The sequence below is a fragment of the Sulfidibacter corallicola genome (assembly GCF_017498545.1).
Classification (GTDB): Bacteria; Acidobacteriota; Holophagae; order Acanthopleuribacterales; family Acanthopleuribacteraceae; genus Sulfidibacter; species Sulfidibacter corallicola.
In genome coordinates, this window is sequence record NZ_CP071793.1 from 10,906,718 (window position 1) to 10,925,906 (window position 19,189).

13 protein-coding genes are annotated in these 19,189 nt (G+C 62.3%); 10 read left to right on the plus strand and 3 right to left on the minus strand.

From position 1 onward, the window contains the following. Positions 1-17 precede the first annotated feature (17 nt). From J3U87_RS32350 to J3U87_RS32360, 3 genes are read left to right on the plus strand one after another with little or no spacing between them, the layout of a single operon-like run. A complete protein-coding gene (locus J3U87_RS32350) occupies positions 18-752 on the plus strand; it encodes a hypothetical protein (RefSeq protein WP_237379943.1) in 735 nt (244 codons plus the stop codon). A gap of 46 nt (positions 753-798) precedes the next feature. Then, positions 799-1,419, plus strand: coding sequence for a hypothetical protein (locus tag J3U87_RS32355; RefSeq protein WP_237379944.1), 621 nt, complete (start codon positions 799-801; stop codon positions 1,417-1,419). Between the two features lie 15 nt (positions 1,420-1,434). After that, positions 1,435-4,053: a hypothetical protein gene (locus J3U87_RS32360; protein ID WP_237379945.1), complete on the plus strand. Its 2,619-nt coding sequence runs from the start codon at positions 1,435-1,437 to the stop codon at positions 4,051-4,053. Positions 4,054-4,171: 118 nt separating this feature from the next. Here the strand turns inward: J3U87_RS32360 and J3U87_RS32365 are convergent, their stop codons facing one another. After that, positions 4,172-5,371 carry an argininosuccinate synthase gene (locus tag J3U87_RS32365; protein WP_237379946.1) on the minus strand — a complete coding sequence of 400 codons (1,200 nt, stop codon included), beginning with the start codon at positions 5,369-5,371 and terminating at the stop codon, positions 4,172-4,174. Between the two features lie 158 nt (positions 5,372-5,529). On the opposite strand from J3U87_RS32365, the gene J3U87_RS32370 reads away from it, so the two are divergent. The 4 genes from J3U87_RS32370 to J3U87_RS32385 all read left to right on the plus strand — a co-directional run bounded on the left by J3U87_RS32370 (position 5,530) and on the right by J3U87_RS32385 (position 8,834). Beyond that, on the plus strand, positions 5,530-5,949 hold the full coding sequence (locus tag J3U87_RS32370) for an arginine repressor (protein WP_237379947.1): 420 nt from the start codon (positions 5,530-5,532) through the stop codon (positions 5,947-5,949). A 325-nt stretch (positions 5,950-6,274) separates the two neighbouring features. Then, positions 6,275-7,042, plus strand: a complete 768-nt coding sequence (locus J3U87_RS32375; RefSeq protein ID WP_237379948.1) for a hypothetical protein — start codon at positions 6,275-6,277, stop codon at positions 7,040-7,042. 270 nt (positions 7,043-7,312) lie between these two features. Next, on the plus strand, positions 7,313-8,089 hold the full coding sequence (locus tag J3U87_RS32380) for an enoyl-CoA hydratase/isomerase family protein (RefSeq protein ID WP_237379949.1): 777 nt from the start codon (positions 7,313-7,315) through the stop codon (positions 8,087-8,089). Between the two features lie 112 nt (positions 8,090-8,201). Then, positions 8,202-8,834, plus strand: a complete 633-nt coding sequence (locus J3U87_RS32385) for a 2-hydroxychromene-2-carboxylate isomerase (protein WP_237379950.1) — start codon at positions 8,202-8,204, stop codon at positions 8,832-8,834. Between the two features lie 718 nt (positions 8,835-9,552). Here J3U87_RS32385 and J3U87_RS32390 read toward each other — a convergent pair. After that, the gene (locus J3U87_RS32390; RefSeq protein WP_237379951.1) at positions 9,553-11,523 is read right to left on the minus strand and encodes an HD domain-containing phosphohydrolase; all 1,971 of its coding nucleotides are present in this window, start codon (positions 11,521-11,523) and stop codon (positions 9,553-9,555) included. Between the two features lie 933 nt (positions 11,524-12,456). Next, the gene (locus J3U87_RS32395) at positions 12,457-13,101 is read right to left on the minus strand and encodes a TetR/AcrR family transcriptional regulator (RefSeq protein ID WP_237379952.1); all 645 of its coding nucleotides are present in this window, start codon (positions 13,099-13,101) and stop codon (positions 12,457-12,459) included. Positions 13,102-13,622: 521 nt separating this feature from the next. Between J3U87_RS32395 and J3U87_RS32400 the strand changes: the two genes are divergently transcribed. From J3U87_RS32400 to J3U87_RS32410, 3 genes are all read left to right on the plus strand, one after another. Then, positions 13,623-14,828, plus strand: coding sequence for an acetyl-CoA C-acetyltransferase (locus J3U87_RS32400; protein ID WP_237379953.1), 1,206 nt, complete (start codon positions 13,623-13,625; stop codon positions 14,826-14,828). 103 nt (positions 14,829-14,931) lie between these two features. Next, positions 14,932-17,064, plus strand: coding sequence for a 3-hydroxyacyl-CoA dehydrogenase NAD-binding domain-containing protein (locus J3U87_RS32405; RefSeq protein ID WP_237379954.1), 2,133 nt, complete (start codon positions 14,932-14,934; stop codon positions 17,062-17,064). Positions 17,065-17,325: 261 nt separating this feature from the next. Next, a complete protein-coding gene (locus J3U87_RS32410; protein WP_237379955.1) occupies positions 17,326-19,161 on the plus strand; it encodes an AMP-dependent synthetase/ligase in 1,836 nt (611 codons plus the stop codon). The last annotated feature ends 28 nt before the right edge of the window (positions 19,162-19,189 follow it).

Here is a 19,189-nt window from a genome sequence, read left to right on the forward strand (position 1 = left end):
AACAAGGAGATCGGTCTATGTCGCAACGGTTTTTCTCCCTATCGACTCGGCTCCTGGTTTTGTTCCTGACGACCCTTCTTTGGCCGAGCCGGCTACACGGCGGGCTCGAAGTGCTCGAGGAGGCCAAGCACCGGGGATCCTTCGGACTGCGTGTCACCACGGGCACTGACGAGACCTCGGTGGCCACGGCGGTCGGCAGTTCCTTCTCCCGACTGCGCGTTCGCTTCTACCTGCGCCTGGACGGGCTCGACCTCGCTGAAGCCACATCGGCCACGGTGTTCTCCGCCGAAAACGACGGACCGGCCAACATCGCGATTCAGGTCACCCGCATCGACGGGCAACTGCGCCTCGGCTGGCAGGTTCGCCTCGACAACGGCTCTTTCGCCGAAGTTCTGCCGCCATCGGGCCCGGCCCTCACCGCCGCCTGGCACGCGATCGAGCTACGCTGGCAGGCCGGATCCGGCGACGGCTCCTTGCACCTGCTTTTCGACGGTCAATCGCAAATGGACCTCGATGCCCTGGACAACGACGCCACCCTCATCCAATCCTGCAGGCTGGGCCTGATCGACGGCGATCAGGGTACTTATTCCGGCCACGCCGATTTCGACGATTTCACCTGGCGTACGGAAGGCACCATCGGTTTGCTTTCCCTCGACCCGGCCGAGTTGACGGAGCCGGCCTCCCAATGGCCCGAGCGCCATTCCATTCTCTACCTGATCGGCCTCGTCAGCGAAATCCGCACTTCACCGTGAACCCGCAACCGCCACGCCGGCACCCATTAAGATTAGGATGGTAGTCATGTACCTGCGTTTGTTCAGCTTAATCAGTATTCTCAGCCTGGTTCCGTTCCTCTTCGCAGAAGACGATCCGCACGCGCATTCCGTTCACTCCGGTTCGTCGGCGGCCACCGGGATACAGGTTCACGGGCACTGGACGATTCGGGTCCTGGATCCCGATGGCTCCCTGGTGCAGGAGGTTTCTTTCGAAAACGCGCTCACGAGCCCGGCGACCCTCACTTCGCTGCTCAACGGAGACGCGGTTTCCGGTGGCGGATACGTGGTGGCCACCAATCAAAACGCGGTATCGTCGGGGGTCGGCCCCTGCAACCCGGACTGCGAGATCGGCCCGACGGGGCTCAATGCCGGTATCACCTTCGATTCGAGCAATCTGACGCTCACCCTGATGGGCACCAATTTCGAGACCCTGCGCATGGCAGGCAGCTTCACCGTGACGACCACCTCGACGATCGACCTGGTCCAAAGCTGGTTCTGCGTCTGTAACGGCACCACGAACAACGCCACCCAATGCAAGGCCAGTCCCGACTCCTGCGGCGTCTTCACTTCCAAGATCTTGGGCTCCGCAGTCTCGGTCACCGCCGGCCAAATCGTTCAAATCACCGTCGATCTCACCTTCAGCTAACGCAGGGAGCATACCGTGAAGGCCAACACCGCTTCACGAGCCGTCCAGGCGCTGACCCTGCTTTGCCTCGTGCCCTGCGCGGCGTTGGGTCAAAGCGCCGATCTGGCCGTGTTTCAAAATATCGATCCACCGCAACCGGTACTCGACGGCCAGGCGACCTATACGATCACGGTCGAGAATCTGGGTCCCGACCCGGCCGACAACGTGACCCTCACGGTCACCCTGCCCCCGGGGACCGTGCTCCAGAGCCACGAGCCTACGGGCAATTACGACGAACCGTCCCACACGTTGTCGTGGGATCTGGGAACCGTGACGTTTCAGGAACAACGCATGGTCGAGGCGGTTCTCGATCTGCCGTTGACGGCCCCGGAAACCCAGTTCGACGTGTTCCTCACCGGCGCGGCGCCCGCCATGGACTCATCCGCGCTGTTGCGAGCGGGGGCCGAAGCGGAAGAAATTGTGGTGGTGGCAACACTCGATGCCGAAGTGAATCCGTCGGGCCTGACCTTCACGCCGGAAGGGGTGATGATCTACACGGACATGGCGGATCCGAATTTGATGAACGGTGAGGACCCGATCATCGACGGCCGCATCGTGGTGAACACACCCGGCACGCCCACGGTATTGAGCAGCGCCGGATTGTTGGTGAATCCACGCGCGATCGTGCCTTGGCCGAACGGCTACCTGGTCGCCGATCCCGACGGGTTTCCCGCCGGTTTGGCACGCGGACCGACCTCGATGGGTCGGCTCCTGGCCATCGACGGAACCACCGGCCAACAAACCGTCTTTTCCGAGAACGGTCATCTACTGCATCCGCTGGACCTGGCCCTCGACGCGGAGGGTTCGGTCGTGGTCATCGACAGCAATACCAACCTGGTTCGCGTCGACAAGGACTCCGCCCAACAGACCCTGCTGACCAGCGGCAACCTTCTCGTGGAGCCGGTGGCCGTGGCGGCCGACAGTACGGGCGACATCTGGGTCGCGGATTCGACGAGTGGCATCGTCCGCGTCGATGGCGGCGACTTCGGTCAATCGGTCCTGACACCGATTGGCGGGACGCCCACCTTCGAAAACCCCTTCGACCTGATCATGACCCGCAACCAGCACTTGATCGTGAACACCCATGCGACCACACCGGAGCGGGCTCTGTTCGACATCGACCCCCAAACGGGCATGGTCGCCAATACGATCGAAGGCACGGACACCTTTTTCTATCGCGGCTTGGCCCCGCAATACAGCGTGACCAGCACAGCCACGGTGGAGAGTGCCACGAGCGATCCCAACAACGCCAACGACCTGCTGGCTCTGAACACCGTCGTGTTGCCGCCAACGACCATCACGACCACGATCAATGTCAGTGAACAGATCGGCGTGGCGGATCAGGTCACGGTCACGCTCGCTCCCCAGTTGATGGTCGTCGAGTCCGTCAGCGTGGCCGATACGGTCACCGTTTCACCGGCACCGCAGATCACCGTCAACGAAGCCGTAACCGTCGGTGATACCGTTCAGGTCTCGCCGGCACCACAAATCACAGTCAACGAATCGATTTCGGTGGCGGACGGTACCTCGACCACACCCGCTTTGCAACTCGCGGTGTCCGAGCAGGTACAGGTCGCGGACGGCGGTGTATTCCAGCCGATGAGTGGAGCGCCCCGGGTGGACCTGGTGTTCGCACCGGGACAGACGGATCTGTTTTTCGCGGAGGGTGTCGCCACCAGCATCACCCAACTTCGCATCAAGTTCAACGAAGCCATGGCCGACCCGCCAGGGGACGAGGAAGACCAGGACGTCACCAATCCCCAGCATTACCGGCTGATCGGGTCCGGCAGCGACGGCGAGTTCCAGACCGAGGTCTGCGGCACGCAACTGGGCGGCGACGATCAACTCATCGACATCCTGCGGGTCACCTATGCGGAATTCGGCGAGACGGCGACGCTTCACCTGGACCCGACCATGGCCTTGCCCGCGGGGAGTTACCGAATCCTGGTATGCGGCGACCTGGGGCTCGTGGATTTGGAATCACTGGCCCTGGACGGCGACGGTAACTCGAGCCCCGGCGGCGATTTCCGCGGCGACTTCAAGACCCTGGCGGATAACCTGCTGAACAATCCCCACTTCGACGAAACCCTGAACGGGTGGACGATCGACGGCGGCACATCGGGCACGATCCAACGCGACGACACCGATGCCGATGGCTCCGCCACCTCCGGCTCGGCCGCGATGCAGGCCGGCGAACCGGAAGAGACGCTCCAACTCAGCCAGTGCCTGCCCCTGGAAGCCACTTCCTGGCTTCAGGTGGGCGGTCGGGTCCAGGTCCGCGGCGCTTCGGGCGCGGCCAATCTCGAAGTGTCGCTCCAATGGTTTGCGGAAGCCGGGTGCAGCGGCGCGCCGATCGACGAACACGTGAAGCCGCAAACCCTGGGCGACACGGAGTCGCGCTGGGTCGCGTTCGGCTTTACGGCCGCCGTGCCCGAGAACGCCGTCGCGGCACTGCTGACGCTTCGATGGCAAACCGCCGAGAACACCCCGGACACGGTCGTTTGGGACCAGCTCTTCGTGAATCGGGACACGCACCTGCTCTTCGAGGACGGCTTCGAGTCGGGCGACACCAACATTTGGCAACCGCCGGATTGAGAAGGCTCGGTCTCGAAAAAGGAACGAGCCGGCCGTGCCCGCTTGCGCGACACACGACCGGCCCGTTCCCGCCAGACAAAGGATGGAATCGAGCGTTCGGCTCGCATTCCGCATAGGTTTAGATCGCCGCCAGGTCCGGCTCGCGGATGCCCACGCCCGCCGGCAGCGAGTGATACTTGAGGTGCTGGAAGAAGACCAGCGCCTCGCTGTACGCGGCGTTCCAGGAATCCATGTGACCGAAACCGCCCAGTTCGCTCGCGAAACAATTGGGATTGGCGGTGCGGGCCAAAACCTGGGCCTTGGCGCCCTTCACCACCAGGTCGATGGTGCCCTGGGTTTCGGCGAAAAGCGCATCCGTGGCAGCCTCGATCGCGTGCTGCACGGGATGCTGCCAAATGCCCTCGTACAAAAACTTGCCGTAGGTTTGGCCCATACCCTCCAGAAAATCCAGGGACGGCTTGGCTAACCAACATTGGCTCAGCGCGGTTCGCGCCTCGTAGAGCAGGGTGCCCGCCGGCGTGTGGTAGATGCCGCGCGACTTGAGTCCGTTCGTACGGGTCTCCAATAGATCGAGCCAGCCGTAGGCGGTTGGCGCGAGTAATTCGTTCAACGCCGGAATCATTTCCGCGAGCGGCATGTCGCGGCCGTTGAGCGCTACCGGCAATCCTTTTTCCCAAACCAGTTGCACTTCCGCCACGCCTTCCTTGTGCATCTCTTCGCGGAAAAATGGCGGAGGGGCCTGGCTCAGATCCTCGAGGGAACCGCCCTCGTAGGAGGTGTGCCACAGGTTGGCGTCGATCGAATAATCAAACGACTTGGCGGGGATCGAGACGCCGGTGTCGGCGATCAAGGCCAGCGCCTGCTCGCGATCACCGCAGGCCCACTCACGCCAGGGCGAAATGATCTGAATGCCCGGCGCCAGCACCTTGATGCGCTGCTCGAAACGCAGGTAGTCGTTGCCCTTGCCGGTGGCGCCGTGACAGATCGCACCGGCCCCGGTTTCCAAGGCGGCTTCGACCATCGCGTCCGCGATGAAGGGGCGTGCGATGGCCGTGCCCAACAAGTAAGAACCCTCGTAGGTGGCGCCAACCTTCAACATCGGCGCAATCCCCTGTTCGCACATGGCGGATTTTTGATCGACCACCACCACGTCGTCGGCGCCCAACATCAAGGCGCGCTCGCGCAGGGCGTCGAAATCGTCGCGCTGGCCCACATCCACCAAGACCGCCACCACTTGATCGAACTTCTTGACACGCTTCAACCAAATCACCGAAGCGCTGGTATCCAAACCACCCGAATACGCCAAGATCACTTTCATTGCCTGTCCTCCCGTCGAACCCATTCGCGGTTCCGATTGGCCGCGATCGCACTCGAATAATATTCACAATATTCGGCATTTTATTCTTTTTTATTCAAATAGCAATGCCTTTTTTGAAAAACTTGATTTCATTTTCGGCTTTGGGGGAGAATGGCCCCATGAACGAAGACCAACTCATTCTCGATCTCGTGGCGAACCGAGATCTGGACACGCAATCGGCGTTGTTGGATGCCCTGAAAGATTCCGGCCTGAACATGACGCAACCGGTGTTGTCGCGCCTTCTGCGAAAGTTGGGCGTCCGCAAGATCGGCGGATACTACCGGCCGCCGGCACCCAACCGACCGGCATTTCCCAATCTCAAGTATTTTCTTTCTCCCCCCAACCTCATTGTCATCAAAACCTTACCCGGGCACGCCAACGCCCTCGCCTATCATTTGGACGCACTGAAGTTGCGAGCGGTGGCCGGTTCGGTCGCGGGCGACGACACGGTCATGGTGGCGATCGCCAAAGGTTCCAAAATCGGCGAAGTCCACGAAATGTTGCGCCGCATCTTCGAGGGCGACGGCCGCCCGGAATGATCGGGGCTCGCCACCCGCATGAAACGCCCGAGAAAAGCGACCAACCGGACAAAAATCACGCTTCGCGTTGCAGGGTGCGCGTTATGCTTGGTTTCAGGCAAGTTCCCGACGTCAACCCATGCGCTGCATCAGCCAACCCACTGCCCGCACAGGGGTTCCTGTTCAGTTTCCGGCCCCGGCCGCACGAGGGGAACGAAGTTCCGGAGCCAGATCGTTCGGTTTCGCCATATTTCTAACCACAATTTGATGGAAGGCGCCCACCCGAGCCCGGTTGATTAGGTATAATGCCCACAAAGCAATCGATTTCGAAATGAAGAGGCGAATCATGACAGCGATGTGTCTGCTTTTTTTGGCATTGTGGATGCCCCAAGCGGCAGCCGAAACGCCCGATGACGAACCCTACGTAGTGGTTCTCAACAACAACCAGATCATGCGCGTGAAGCAACCGCCCCTGTTCGACGGTCGCCTGGCCCACCTGGTCTTGTTGGATGGACGTCGGACCACGATGCCGACAAAGATGATCGATCAGCGCAAGACGCTGGACAAGAACCGTCAACTGGCCATGCAACGCCAGGCGGAGGCATTCGCGGCCGAGCAGCAAGCAGCCGAAGAGGCTCAGAACCCGCCCGAGAAGGAAGAGCCCAAGGAACCCAAGAAAATCGTGCTGACCTCCAGTGCGGAGCTTCCCGATTACAGCCGTAGCGACAACAATATCGCCAGGGAGGAAGTCCCGCAGGAAGAAGCGGCGGAAGGCGAAGAGGCGACGCCGGGCCTGCTCCCGAAAGAAAGCATTACGCGTGCGCACGCCAGCGACGATCCGGTATATGTCTCGGAGGAAGTGATTACCTCTACCGACACCGGTTACCAGATCAAGTGCACCCTGGCGGTCAACGAACCCACCGGCGTCGCGGACGTGCAACTGCGCATGACCGTCAAGCTCGAAGACGGCCAGACCATCGAGAGACAACAGCGGACGGTACCGAACAAGATCAACTACGGCGAAACCAACGTCATCACCTTCGATTTGCAGACGGACCGTCGCATTCAAAGCATCAATTACACCCTTGCCAGCTCGGTATTGAAGAAAAATTGATTTGCGATCGGCATGCCGTCGGTGGCCATTCATCGATGAACCCCGTTGCGCCCGATTCCGGAAGAACCCAACCGCCTGGGCACCCATTCACCGGCTAAGCGGTCTTGGTGTGCGATATGGCGCGGGCACCCCGATCACCTTCGTCTCGTGGAGGGGACCCGCGAATGCGCCCCCCCGAAGGGGTCCGGAACGCGCCACCTCGTCGGAACGACCGAGCATCGCTGACTTACATTCCAATATCACCCTGCATCAAAAAGGAGTTTTACACGCATGGAAACGCTACTCATCGACCGGCGGGAGGGCGTGGCCCTGATCACCATCGAACGCCCCGAGGCCCTCAATGCCCTCAACGATCGTGTCTTTCGCGATCTGGACCAGTGTTTGGACGAATTGGCCGATGACGCCGAGATCGGCGCGGTCATCCTCACCGGATCGGGCGAAAAAGCGTTCGTGGCGGGCGCCGATATCAAAGAACTGGCCACCTTGGATACCCTTTCCGCAAAAACGCTTTCGGCCCGCGGCCAACGGGTCTTCAACAAAATCGAGACGCTCCCCAAGCCGGTCGTGGCCGCGGTCAACGGTTTCGCGCTGGGCGGCGGCTGTGAATTGGCGATGGCCTGTCACTTCCGGGTGGCGTCGGAACGGGCGAAGTTCGGCCTGCCCGAGGTGGGTTTGGGCCTGATTCCGGGTTACGCCGGCACCCAACGCCTTCCCCGTCTGGTAGGCAAGGGCGTCGCCATGGAGTTGGTGCTTACGGGCGATATGATCGATGCCGCCCGAGCCCACGCGATCGGCCTGGTCAACCACGTGGTCCGGCCGGAAGACCTTGTTCCCTTCACCCTCAAACTGGTCGGCAAGATTTTGAAAAAAGGACCTTTGGCGGTGCGTCACGCGCTGGAGGCGGTGACCGCGGGGGTAGAAATGTCGCGCGAGGACGGCGAGCGCCTGGAAGCGGCCCTGTTCGGCATTCTGGCCACCACCGAAGACACCAAAGAAGGCCTGGCCGCCTTTATCGAAAAGCGTCCGCCCCAATTCAAGGGACGCTGAGGGATTCGATTCGCAACCACATCGACGGCCGAATTCGGCTACGGTTTCCATCGGGGAAACGGTCGAATTCGGCCCCGAAGCATGCCATGGGTTTTGCCCGAGGGAGCCACACATGACGAAACTGGATTGGTACTTCGATTTCATTTCGCCCTTTGCCTACATGCAGTGGGTCAAGCTTCGCAGAGACCACGCGGACATCGACCTGAATCCGCGTCCGGTTCTGTTCGCCGCCTTGCTCAATCACTGGGGCCAGTTGGGGCCCGCCGAGATCCCGGGCAAGCGGGAGTTCACCTACCGCCACGTCATCTGGCGCGCCGAGCAAGCGGGATTCCCGCTCGTCTTCCCGCCGGCTCATCCCTTCAATCCCCTAAAAGCCCTGCGGTTGTCGGTAGCGGCCGGAAACCGGCTCGAAGTGGTGGACGCCCTGTTCCAATTCATTTGGGGTGAGGGACGCAACATCGAGGACCCCGCCGAATTCGCGGCGGTGGCCGAGAAGCTGGGCATGGCCGATGCTGCCGAGCGCATCGCGGATGCGGCCGTCAAGGACCAACTGCGCCGCTCCACCGAAGCCGCGATCGAGGCCGGTGTCTACGGCATTCCCACGCTGGTGGCGGGTGGCGAGTTGTTTTGGGGCGAGGACGCCACCGATCTGGCGTTGGCCGTCGCGGCCGATCCGGGCGTGCTGGAGCGCGGCGAACTGGCCCGAGCGACCCGCATCCCGGTGGGCATCCAGCGCAAGGGGTGACGGATCTTCACGGGCGGGCCTTGTTCCGCCCGTTTCGTTCCCTTCACGCGCTTCGCAGCTTCGTAGTCCCGCCCCTCCAGGGCTGGGGTCCGGGTACTCAGGGGGGCTTCGTAGTCCCGCCCCTCCAGGGCTGGATGCGGGAACCTCGAACAACCAGGGTTGCGTCGCCGTCGGCTCCTTAACCGGATCGCCGGACCGCCTTCGCTGTACTGTGTGACCCTTACAGGGTCCCTGCTGGTGGCGCACCAGAGGTGCGCGTTCTAAATAAGTTGTGGTCCATAGCGACGTCCGGTCGCACCTACAGCGCGACCCGGGGCAAACCCATCCCAGCCTTGTGGTATGGCGGGATGCGCATCACCCGCGGTCAACCGAATACTTGGATGGTCACCGTTCGCGGCCAATCCTGAAGGGATGGCCGGCCGTATGTTTGGACCACCATATATAAAAATGCGTGCCGTAGGCACGCCACCAGCGGGCGTCCTGAAGGGACGACACAATACAGCGAAGGGTGAGGCGCCGGGACGGCGGCGTAACCCTGGATCTCCGGAGTACCCAAAACCCAGCCCTGGAGGGGCGGGACTACGAAGCTCCCCGGAGTTCCCAAACTCCAACCCTGGAGGCGCGGCTCCGCAAAGGGCCTACGGACGTGGCCCGGCTCCGCCAAGGGCCAACAGACGTGGCGTGAAGCCCGCGCTGGATCTTCGATGGCGCCGTCGGTTCACCGCTGCGGGACCAGGTGGCGCACCCGCGGCAACGCGACGATCTTGAATAGCTGGACCAGGTCGCGGTCGAGCTCGCCGTTCTCACCCTGTCGCTCCAGCAACGCCACCGTCTGGTCCACGTCCAAGGGCGAGCAATAGGGTCGGTCCCACGAGGTGACCGCGTCGAAGATGTCGGCGATCGTCAGGATCCGCACCCGCGCGGGGATGTCGGACGCCGAAATACCGCGCGGGTACCCGCTGCCGTTCAACTTCTCGTGGTGCGCACCGGCGATGTCGGGCACGTTGATCAAATCGCAGCTCCAGGGAATGCGCTTCAGGAACTCCTCGGAGCGGGACACGTGCGACCGCATGTCCTCCCACTCGTCCTCGGTCAAGCTGCCCACTCGGGTCGTCAAGTGCTCCACTTCGACCGGGGTCAGAAAATCAAGGTGATGTCCGCCCGGTAGGCTGATGCGTTGGCCGCCGATCTTGCGAACCGCCACGATGTCTTCGTTGGTCAACGTCCATTTGGAGCTGATCTCGCGAATGAACTCCAGATCTTCGTCCAACTGGCGCGAGAAATGGCGTACGCGCATGTCGATGGTCGCGTATAGCTCCGGATCGGGCGGCATACATTGGGAAAGCGCATCGCGGACCAGATCCTCCAACAGGTTCTGGCGGTAGATGCCGCGGATGTAGGCGAAACGTTGTTCGATCAGCGCCATGCGCTCCGGCGTCAGGCGCTCGGATTTGCTCAGCACGCCCTCGCGGACGCCGACCTTGCCGAAATCGTGGAGCAAGGCCGCATAACGCAGCTCGGTCAATTCGGCCGAGGAAAAGCGGAGCCGACCGTATTGGCCGCTGCGCGCCTGGTTCACCGCTTCGGCCAGGGCCAGGCTGTATTTCGCGACGCGCTCCGAATGACCGGCGGTAACCGGATCGCGCGATTCGATCGCCACGACCGAGGCTTCCACGAAACCCTCGAACATGCGGTAGATGTCCTCGGTCAGCTTGGCGCGCTCCAAGGCGAACGCCACGTTCGATGCCAACACGCAAAACAGGTCCAGGTCGTTTCGGTTGAACCGACTGTTGCTCTGGCGCGTGTCCACCATCATCACGCCCAGCATGTTCTTTTGGCCCACCAACGGCGCACACATGCAGGCCGAAATGTTGGCCTGGACGATCGATTCCGTCAGCTCGCCGCCATCGGCGGTTTCCTCTTCCTCGCCGCGGAAGAAAAGCACCGTCTCGCGGGTGCGCACGACCCGCTCCAGCATGGAACGGCTCATGGCCACTTCGCGCGGGCCCTGTTCCGCCAGATCGCGGGTGCGCACCAATATCGGCTGAAGCCCGCGCCCGTCGTGCAATAGGCTGATTGCAAACAAGTTGGCCTGGCCAAACGCCTGAAACGCGGCATCGCTCACCAATTCGAGGATTTTGTCCAAATGGCTGAGCCCGTTCAATTGGTTGGCCAGCTTGAACAGCACGCGCAGCCTCTTGTCCTTGGCACCGAAATGGTGACTGAACGCGTCGCGCGGCGTGGAGGAGGCCATGAACTGATCGTCGGTCGCCTGGGTCAGGGTCATGCCGCTGGCGCCCCGCTCGCGCTCGCTGTGGTAGACGCGCTCCACCTCGAAATGAATGCTGGTGGCGCCCAGGCGGAGGACCCCGTGGTCGGAAAGCAGCACCGTCAATTGTTTGCGATCGCGGTGCAGATGATAGCCGAGCCCGCCCATCTCCAATTGCGTGCCGTGGCTGCTGTTGAGGTCCTTGTACCAGAATCCCTCTTCCGAGCGCAAAAACACGCCGTGGTTTCCGGAGACGTAGAGATCGCGAACGGTGAAGTCGTTGTGCGCGGCCCGACCCAACGTGATGCGCGGTTGATCGAATCGAATCGACTTGCCGTAATCAGGTCCACTCTCGACCGTCAGGGTCAGGACGGGGCGGTCGAGGAGCGTGGCGAGGGTCGAAGGGGCTTGTCGCGTCACATACGGCTCCAAGAAAAGCGATGGCGGTAGCAAGGTACCTGTCCATTCTACCTTGTCGGAATCACGCCGTGCGTCCGAAAGTGGTTTCATCGCCGCGGAGACGCAAACGGAAAATCCACCGAGCTCCGACAATCGAACCGGACAAGGCATATCGAAGAGGCTCAGAGGCACAATGTTCTCAACAGTTTAAACAGGAAACACGCAGTCCCGACACGATATGCACCACAAACGTTCAAGAAACCATTCGGGGATCGCTGACCCAAGAGCGCGAGGTGAACACCGAGAGCCCGTCAGATCAAACCGGTCTCGCTGTCTTCGAAAACAACATGAAGCCAATACCGAGGAAACCAGAGAGGTCGACCGGATCTGCCTCTGCGTTCTTTGGCACGCTGCGATCTGGCATTCTCTCACCTACTCGGGAAGGGTAAACCGTCACTTTTCGGATCACTCTTGGCCAAAAGAAGTTTGTCCACGAATCACACAGATTGACACGAATTCTAGAACTTCCCTTGGATCCAACACATCCGGTTTCTCCAGAGGCATTGCCGGAAGGCGCATTGCGGATTGCGGGGACAGTCACCTGTGGGGATTGCGGGGATTGCGGGGACAGTCACCTGTAAGTGCTTTCCCTGTGGGGATTGCGGGGGGGGGTGGGATTGCGGGGCATTGCGGGGACAGTCACCTGTAAGTGCTTTCATTCGTGCCAATTCGAGTGATTCGTGGGCAAAGTCTTCCTTTTCGAAGATACCATCCATGGTTTTTTCCGTGGTTGATGAGATTAAGCCATTGCACCGCCAAATCCCGACGGGGTCATGCACACCACTTCCACTAGGTGCAGGGTTTTCTACACGATTTGGGGGCATATTACCTGTGCGGCTCCGGACAGGCTGCCGGCACGCCCGCACGGAACCCAAACCGAACGCCTTCGCCGTATCAGGCGTGTTCCGCCACGAAGCGATCCAGGGCCGCCAGGCCGGCATCGACGTCAGCCGAGGCCACCCCAGAGGCGCGCAAGTTCCAACCCACCAGAAAACGGCTGATCTCGTGCGGATCGCGGTCGATGTCGCCAGTCACCGCGGCCTCCAGGACCGCCGCACAGCCGCCCAACCAGGCCTCCACCAACAATTCCGAATCCATTTCAGGCAGTAGGTTGGGGTGCTCTTCGAAAAAGCGCAACAGCGCCGCGGTGTAATAGGCGAACGTGGCCTCGCGCAGGGTCGGTTGGGCCAGGCCCAGCAAGATCAGCCGGGAAATGGCCGAATTCTCCAGGACCTTGGCGAACAGAATGTGGAGCGAGACCGCCAGCCTCGGAACCACCGCGCCGTCCATGCGGGCAACGGCCTTTTCCGCATCGACCTTGATCTCGTGGGTGATCTCCTCGACCAGAGCCCGCAACAACGCCTCTTTATTATTAAAGTAAAAGTAACAATTCCCGATCGAGGTGCCCGCCTCGCGAACGACCTGCTGCATCGTCGTTTTCTCATATCCCTGCGAGCTGAACAGCGTCCTCGCCGCCGCCAATATCGCACTACGGCGCTCCGCCGTTCCTCGTTTCTTGTCCACCGGTTGTGACGTCAAAGCGGCTCCTCTCTCGTGGATCGGTCCCGCCGATCCCTCTGTTCCTGCGCCCCGCGTTCGGCCGGCCTCATGACCTTCCGCGGTCGCTCCTGTCGGTCTCTTCCCCATCCCACGGGCCTCTGCCACAGTCTAGCGCAGTTGGCGCTGAATGCGAAAACCTCTTGACCCCTTCTAGAATACCATTCTATAAATTCAAAAGACCTCGAACACCCCTTCGAGCCGCGCCGCCGTGGTTCGGGTAACTCGATCCGAACGCCGCGCAGCGCGCGCGTTCCGCAACTGGCCGAACACCGATGGCGATTCCCGATCGTACGGGCACCCGGTGACTCGATTACCTTTGCGGACCCATCGTATCGGTCCACGGACGCCGCCGATGCGACCGGCCCGGTCGCGAGCCGATGGACGCGCCCTCGCGGCTACTCTTCCGGATGCCCACCCAATCGAACGACCCACTTTTCCATCGAACGCCCGAGCGCCGACACCCGGCGAGGATTCACGCGTTCGCCACATACGGAGATGTCATGACCGAAGCCTACATTTACGACGCCGTCCGCACCCCGCGCGGAAAAGGCAAAAAAGATGGGAGCCTGCACGAGGTGAAACCCATCGACCTGTTAACGCCGCTGTTCGGCGCACTGCGCGAACGAAACAACCTGGATACCGCCAAAGTCGAGGACGTGGTGCTCGGCTGCGTCACACCGATCGGAGAACAGGGCGGCAACATCGCCCGCATCGCGGTGTTGTACGCCGGCTGGGACCAGGCTGTACCGGGCCAGACGCTGAACCGCTTCTGCGCCTCGGGTCTGGAAGCGGTCAACCTGGCCGCGGCCAAGGTCGGCTCCGGCCAGGAGGATTTGGTCGTAGCCGGCGGCGTCGAATCCATGTCCCGCATCAAAATGAGCAGCGATGGCGGCGCCTGGTTCCTGGACCCGCGCATTAACGGCGACACGGCGTTCATTCCCCAAGGGGTTTCGGCCGATTTGATCGCCACCTTGGAAGGCTTTCCCCGCGCAGAGCTCGACGCCTTCGCGGCACGGTCCCACCGGAAGGCGGCACACGCCCGCGACAACGGCCATTTCGACAACAGCCTGATTCCCGTCCGCGATCTCAACGGCCTGCCGATTTTGGAAGTCGACGAAACCATTCGTCCCGAGACGACCCCCGAATCGATCGCCAAGCTGAAGCCGTCGTTTCAAATGCCAGGCGAGATGGGGTTCGATCTGCACGCCCGCCGCAAGTACCCTCAACTGGAGCGCATCGAACACGTCCACCACGCCGGCAATTCGTCGGGCATCGTCGACGGCGCGGCCCTGACCCTGATCGGCAACGGGCGCATCGGCGAGGAATTGGGCTTGCGGCCGCGAGCCCGAATCCGGGGTTACGCCGCGGTAGGCGACGAACCCACCATCATGCTGACCGGCCCGGCACCCGCCAGCCGAAAAGCGCTGGGCAAAGCCGGGCTGACGGCCGGGGACATCGATCTTTGGGAAATCAACGAGGCCTTCGCGGCAGTGGTCCTCAAGGCGCAACGGGAATTGGGCATCGACGAGGACCGCATCAACGTCAACGGTGGCGCCATCGCCCTGGGTCACCCGCTGGGCGCCACCGGTGCCATGCTGCTGGGCACGGCTGTGGACGAGTTGGAGCGACGCGACAAGCAGTTCGCCTTGGTCACGCTGTGCGTCGGCGCCGGCATGGGCGTAGCCACGGTCATCGAGCGCATCTAAGGTCCGCGGCACAAGCCCCTCGCGCCCCCCGCCCCCCAGGCGGCGGCCAAGAACAATCCAAGACCCGTTCGGGTTTTATCAAGTTGATCATCAGGTGACCCATATGGCAATTCGATATGAAATAGACGAACGACAGATCGTGACATTGACCCTCGACATGGAGGGCCGCTCGGCCAACGTGCTGGGCCGTGAACTCATGGAACCCTTCAGCAAGGCCATCGCCGACCTGGAAGCGGAGCAAGCGCTGGCCGGCGTGATTCTGACCTCCGCCAAAAAAGATTTCCTGGCCGGTGCCGATATCGACCAAATTTTCGCGATGACGGAGGCCGCCCAGGTCATGGAGATGGCCGAGGCGTTCAAAAGCCTGGCGCGCCGCCTGGAAACGCTGGGCAAGCCCGTCGTCGCGGCGCTCAACGGCTCGGCGCTGGGCGGTGGCCTGGAATTGGCCCTGGCCTGCCACCACCGCATCGTGCTGAGCAACCCGCGCATCAAGATCGGGCTGCCGGAAGTGAAGCTGGGCTTGTTGCCGGGCGGCGGCGGCACCCAACGGCTGCCGCGCATGTTGGGCCTCAAGGAAGCGTTGCCGCTGCTGTTGGAAGGGCGTGAGATGAATCCGGAAGCGGCGTTGCAACGGGGACTCGTGGACGAGATCGCCGAGACGCCCGAAGCCATGATGGCTGCCGCACGCGCATGGATCGAAGCCAATCGCCATCCTGCCAAACCCTGGGACGTCAAAGGGTTCCGTTGGCCCGGCGGCGATTCCAAGAAGCCCGACAACGCGCAGATGTGGGCCATCGCGCCGGCCATGCTGTATCAGAAATCGCGTGGTAACTACCCTGCCGCCAAGAACATTCTCTCGTGCGTGTACGAGGGGAGTTGGGTCGATTTCGACACGGCGTGCCGCATCGAGTCGCGCTACTTCACCCACTGCGTCGTGAGCCCGCAAGCCAAAAACATGATCACCGCGCTGTGGTACCAGCTCAACGGCATCAAGAAGGGCGGCAGCCGTCCGTCCGAACCGGCCCGCCAACAGGTACGCAAGGTGGGCGTCCTCGGTGCCGGCATGATGGGCGCCGGCATCGCCGATGTGGCGGCCCGCGCGGGCATCGACGTGGTCTTGAAGGACGTCACCAAGTCCCAGGCCGAAAAAGGCAAGGACGTGGCCCGGGCCCAACTGGAAAAAAGGGTGCGCCGCAACAAGATGACCGCGGAAGAACGGGAAGCGGTGCTGGCTCGCATCCTGACCACCGACCACGCCGCGGATCTGCAGGGCTGCGATCTGGTGATCGAGGCGGTTTTCGAAGATCGCGAGTTGAAGGCCAAGGTCACGGCGGAAGCGGAGGCCCGCATCGACGAACAAGCGATCTTCGCCTCCAATACCTCCACCCTGCCGATCACCGGCCTGGCCAAGGCCTCCAAGCGACCCGGCAACTTCATCGGCCTGCACTTCTTCTCGCCGGTATCCGCGATGCCGCTGGTTGAGATCATCAAGGGCGAGGAAACCTCGCAGGAAACCCTTGCCAAGGCCTTCGACTTCGTCCTCCAGATCCGCAAGACCCCGATCGTGGTCAACGACAGCCGCGGTTTCTACACCTCCCGCGTCTTCTCCACCTACGTGCAGGAGGGCATGGCCCTGTTGCGCGAAGGTCAGCATCCGGCGGCCCTGGAAGCGGCCGGGCTCGACGCGGGCATGCCGGTGGGCCCGCTGGCCCTGACGGACGAGGTCAGCCTTTCGCTGATTCACCACATCCTCGAGCAGACCCGACGCGACTTCGAGGCCGAGGGTCGCGAGGCGCCGGAGCACCCGGCCGACGCGGTGGTCTACACCATGGTGGATCGCCTCGACCGCGTGGGTAAAAAGGCCGGCGCGGGATTCTACGACTATCCCGAAAACGGCGCGAAACATTTGTGGCCGGAACTGCGGAAGCACTTCCCCCAAGCGGAGCAGCAACTGCCCCAAGCCGAGGTGATCGAGCGCCTGATGTTCATCCAGGCGATCGAAACCGTGCGTTGCATGGAGGAAGGGGTGTTGAACAGCGTGGCCGACGCCAACTTGGGCAGCATCTTCGGTTGGGGTTTCCCGCCCTTCAAGGGCGGCACCCTGCAGTTCATCAACGACTACGGCCTGTCCGAATTCGCGGCACGCGCCGAAGCGTTGGCGGCCCGCTGGGGCGATCGTTTCCTGCCCCCCGCGTCGCTGAAAGAAAAAGCGTCCGCCGGAGCGACCTTCGCATGATCGTCGCGGCGCGCAGGCCGGCCCGGTGGGCGTCCCGATGCCCACGACACATCCCGGTCGGCCTACGCCCGCACCGGCCGGCACTTGGCGCCGGCCGGTCGCCTTCCGGCAGACGCCGCACTCCTTCGACGCCGCACCTGGCATCAAACGGGGAGCCCATGACACTGATGCGCCCCAGCCAGCACCAGAATGTGTACAATACAAGAGCATCGTATGTGCCCATCCCCTGCCACGTGTTCCCTTTCACCAGGCCTACCACACATGGACCAACCACATCCCCACGGCTCGCGGAAGCCGGATCGCGCTTGCTCCTTTCTCATTCCGCGCCTTCTCGAACACTTCGAACATCTGGACCAACAACCGGCACTTCGCTTCAAGAGCGAGGGCGAGTATCACGACCTGAGTTACCGCGGTCTCAAAAGCATTCTCTTCGCGGTGGCGACCGGGCTGATGCGGCTGGATTTGCGCCCGGGCGACCGCAGTGTGATCCTCAGCAATTCGTGCCCCGATTGGGTCTATGCCGATTTGGGTTCGTTGCTGGCCGGTGCCGTGACCTCGGCGATCTACCCGAGCATGCCCTCCACGGAGATCGCTTTCATTCTCAAAGATTTGGAAGCCAGGTTCCTGTTCGTGGAGGACGAGGAACAACTGGAGAAGGTGATCGCGATTCGCGAGGACTTGCCGTTCCTGGAACGGGTTTTCGTCTTTCGCGGCAAGGAAAGCTACGGCGAACCCTGGATCATGCCCCTGGGCAATCTGCTCTACGTGGGCAGTGCGCCGTCGCGCTCGGAGGTGCAAACCATTCGCGACCTGGCGGCGCGGACCACGGAGGATCAGACGCTTGCGGTGGTCTACACCGGCGGGGCGGCCGACACCCCGAAGGGCGTCATCCTCACCCACGGCAACTACGCGGCGACGTTCGCCATGGTGGAACGCCACCTGGGCAGCTTTCAAGGCCTGGACACCACCCTGAGCTTTCTCCCGCTGGCCCATGCCTTCGAGCGGTTGGCGGGCTACTATCTGGTCCTGTTCGCGGGCCACACGATCTGTTACGCCGAGGACCCCGGCAACCCGATCCGCAGCTTTCGCAACGCCAACCCTCACTTCGCGGTGGCCGTGCCGCGCTTTTTCGAACAGATCTACCACGAATTGATCCTGCGCTCCCTGCGCGGGCCCATCTGGCGCAAGCCGCTGTTCGAATGGTCGATTCGGGTGGGTCGCAAGGTGCGCCGGTCGGGACTGGCACCCGAACGGCTACCGATGCCCCTGTCGCTGCAATACCGTTTGGCCGAAGCGCTGACCCTCCGACGCATTCGCTCGATGTTCGGCAATCGGCTGCGTTTCATGATCTCCGGCAGCGGCCCACTGAACCCCGCCGTGATCGAGTTCTTCCATGCCGCGGGCGTGCTGATTCTGGAAGGCTGGGGCAGCACCGAGGCCACGGCGCCCTGCACGCTCAACACACCCGACCACCATCGGCTGGGCACGGTGGGTCGACCCCTACCCGAGGTGGAGGTTCGCGTGGGGGCCGACAAGGAACTGGAAGTGCGCGGGCCCAACATGTTCACCAAGTATTGGAACAACCCGCCGGCCACGGAAGCGGCCTTCACCGCGGACGGTTTCTACAAAACCGGCGACCTGGGCGAAATCGACGACCAGGGTTGGGTACGGATCACGGAACGCAAGCGCTCGATCATCACCATGGCCGACGGCTGCAAGATCGCGCCGGCCCCGATCGAAAACGCGCTCCATGCCCAGGCCCACATCGCACGGGCGTACATTCACGGGACCAATCGCGATTTTCTGACGGCGCTGTTGGAACTGGACGAGAAGATGCTGCAACTCTCGGCCACCCGGGAGAAGGTCGCCTCCTGCGCGCCGACCGTCCTGGCCCGGCACCCGGTCATCGAGTCCCTGATCCGCGCGGAAGTGGCGCGGGCCAACGCCGAGCTGCCGGACCACATGCAGATTCGGGCCTACCGCATCATGGAACGCCCCTTTTCGGTCCAGGCCGGCGAATTGACACCGACCCAAAAGCTGCGCCACTCGGTCATCGAACGCCGTTACAAGCCGCTGTTCGACAGCATGTACGCCTGAACACGACCGCCGATTCGGGTTTTTCGGC

Excerpts from the sequence above, each read along its gene's own strand:
- J3U87_RS32350 (WP_237379943.1), top strand. The coding sequence starts at position 18 with ATGTCGCAACGGTTTTTCTCCCTATCGACTCGGCTCCTGGTTTTGTTC.
- J3U87_RS32370 (WP_237379947.1), top strand. The coding sequence starts at position 5,530 with ATGAACGAAGACCAACTCATTCTCGATCTCGTGGCGAACCGAGATCTG.
- J3U87_RS32410 (WP_237379955.1), top strand. The coding sequence starts at position 17,326 with ATGGACCAACCACATCCCCACGGCTCGCGGAAGCCGGATCGCGCTTGC.
- J3U87_RS32375 (WP_237379948.1), top strand. The coding sequence starts at position 6,275 with ATGACAGCGATGTGTCTGCTTTTTTTGGCATTGTGGATGCCCCAAGCG.
- J3U87_RS32355 (WP_237379944.1), top strand. The coding sequence starts at position 799 with ATGTACCTGCGTTTGTTCAGCTTAATCAGTATTCTCAGCCTGGTTCCG.
- J3U87_RS32385 (WP_237379950.1), top strand. The coding sequence starts at position 8,202 with ATGACGAAACTGGATTGGTACTTCGATTTCATTTCGCCCTTTGCCTAC.
- J3U87_RS32400 (WP_237379953.1), top strand. The coding sequence starts at position 13,623 with ATGACCGAAGCCTACATTTACGACGCCGTCCGCACCCCGCGCGGAAAA.
- J3U87_RS32380 (WP_237379949.1), top strand. The coding sequence starts at position 7,313 with ATGGAAACGCTACTCATCGACCGGCGGGAGGGCGTGGCCCTGATCACC.
- J3U87_RS32405 (WP_237379954.1), top strand. The coding sequence starts at position 14,932 with ATGGCAATTCGATATGAAATAGACGAACGACAGATCGTGACATTGACC.
- J3U87_RS32365 (WP_237379946.1), bottom strand. The coding sequence starts at position 5,371 with ATGAAAGTGATCTTGGCGTATTCGGGTGGTTTGGATACCAGCGCTTCG.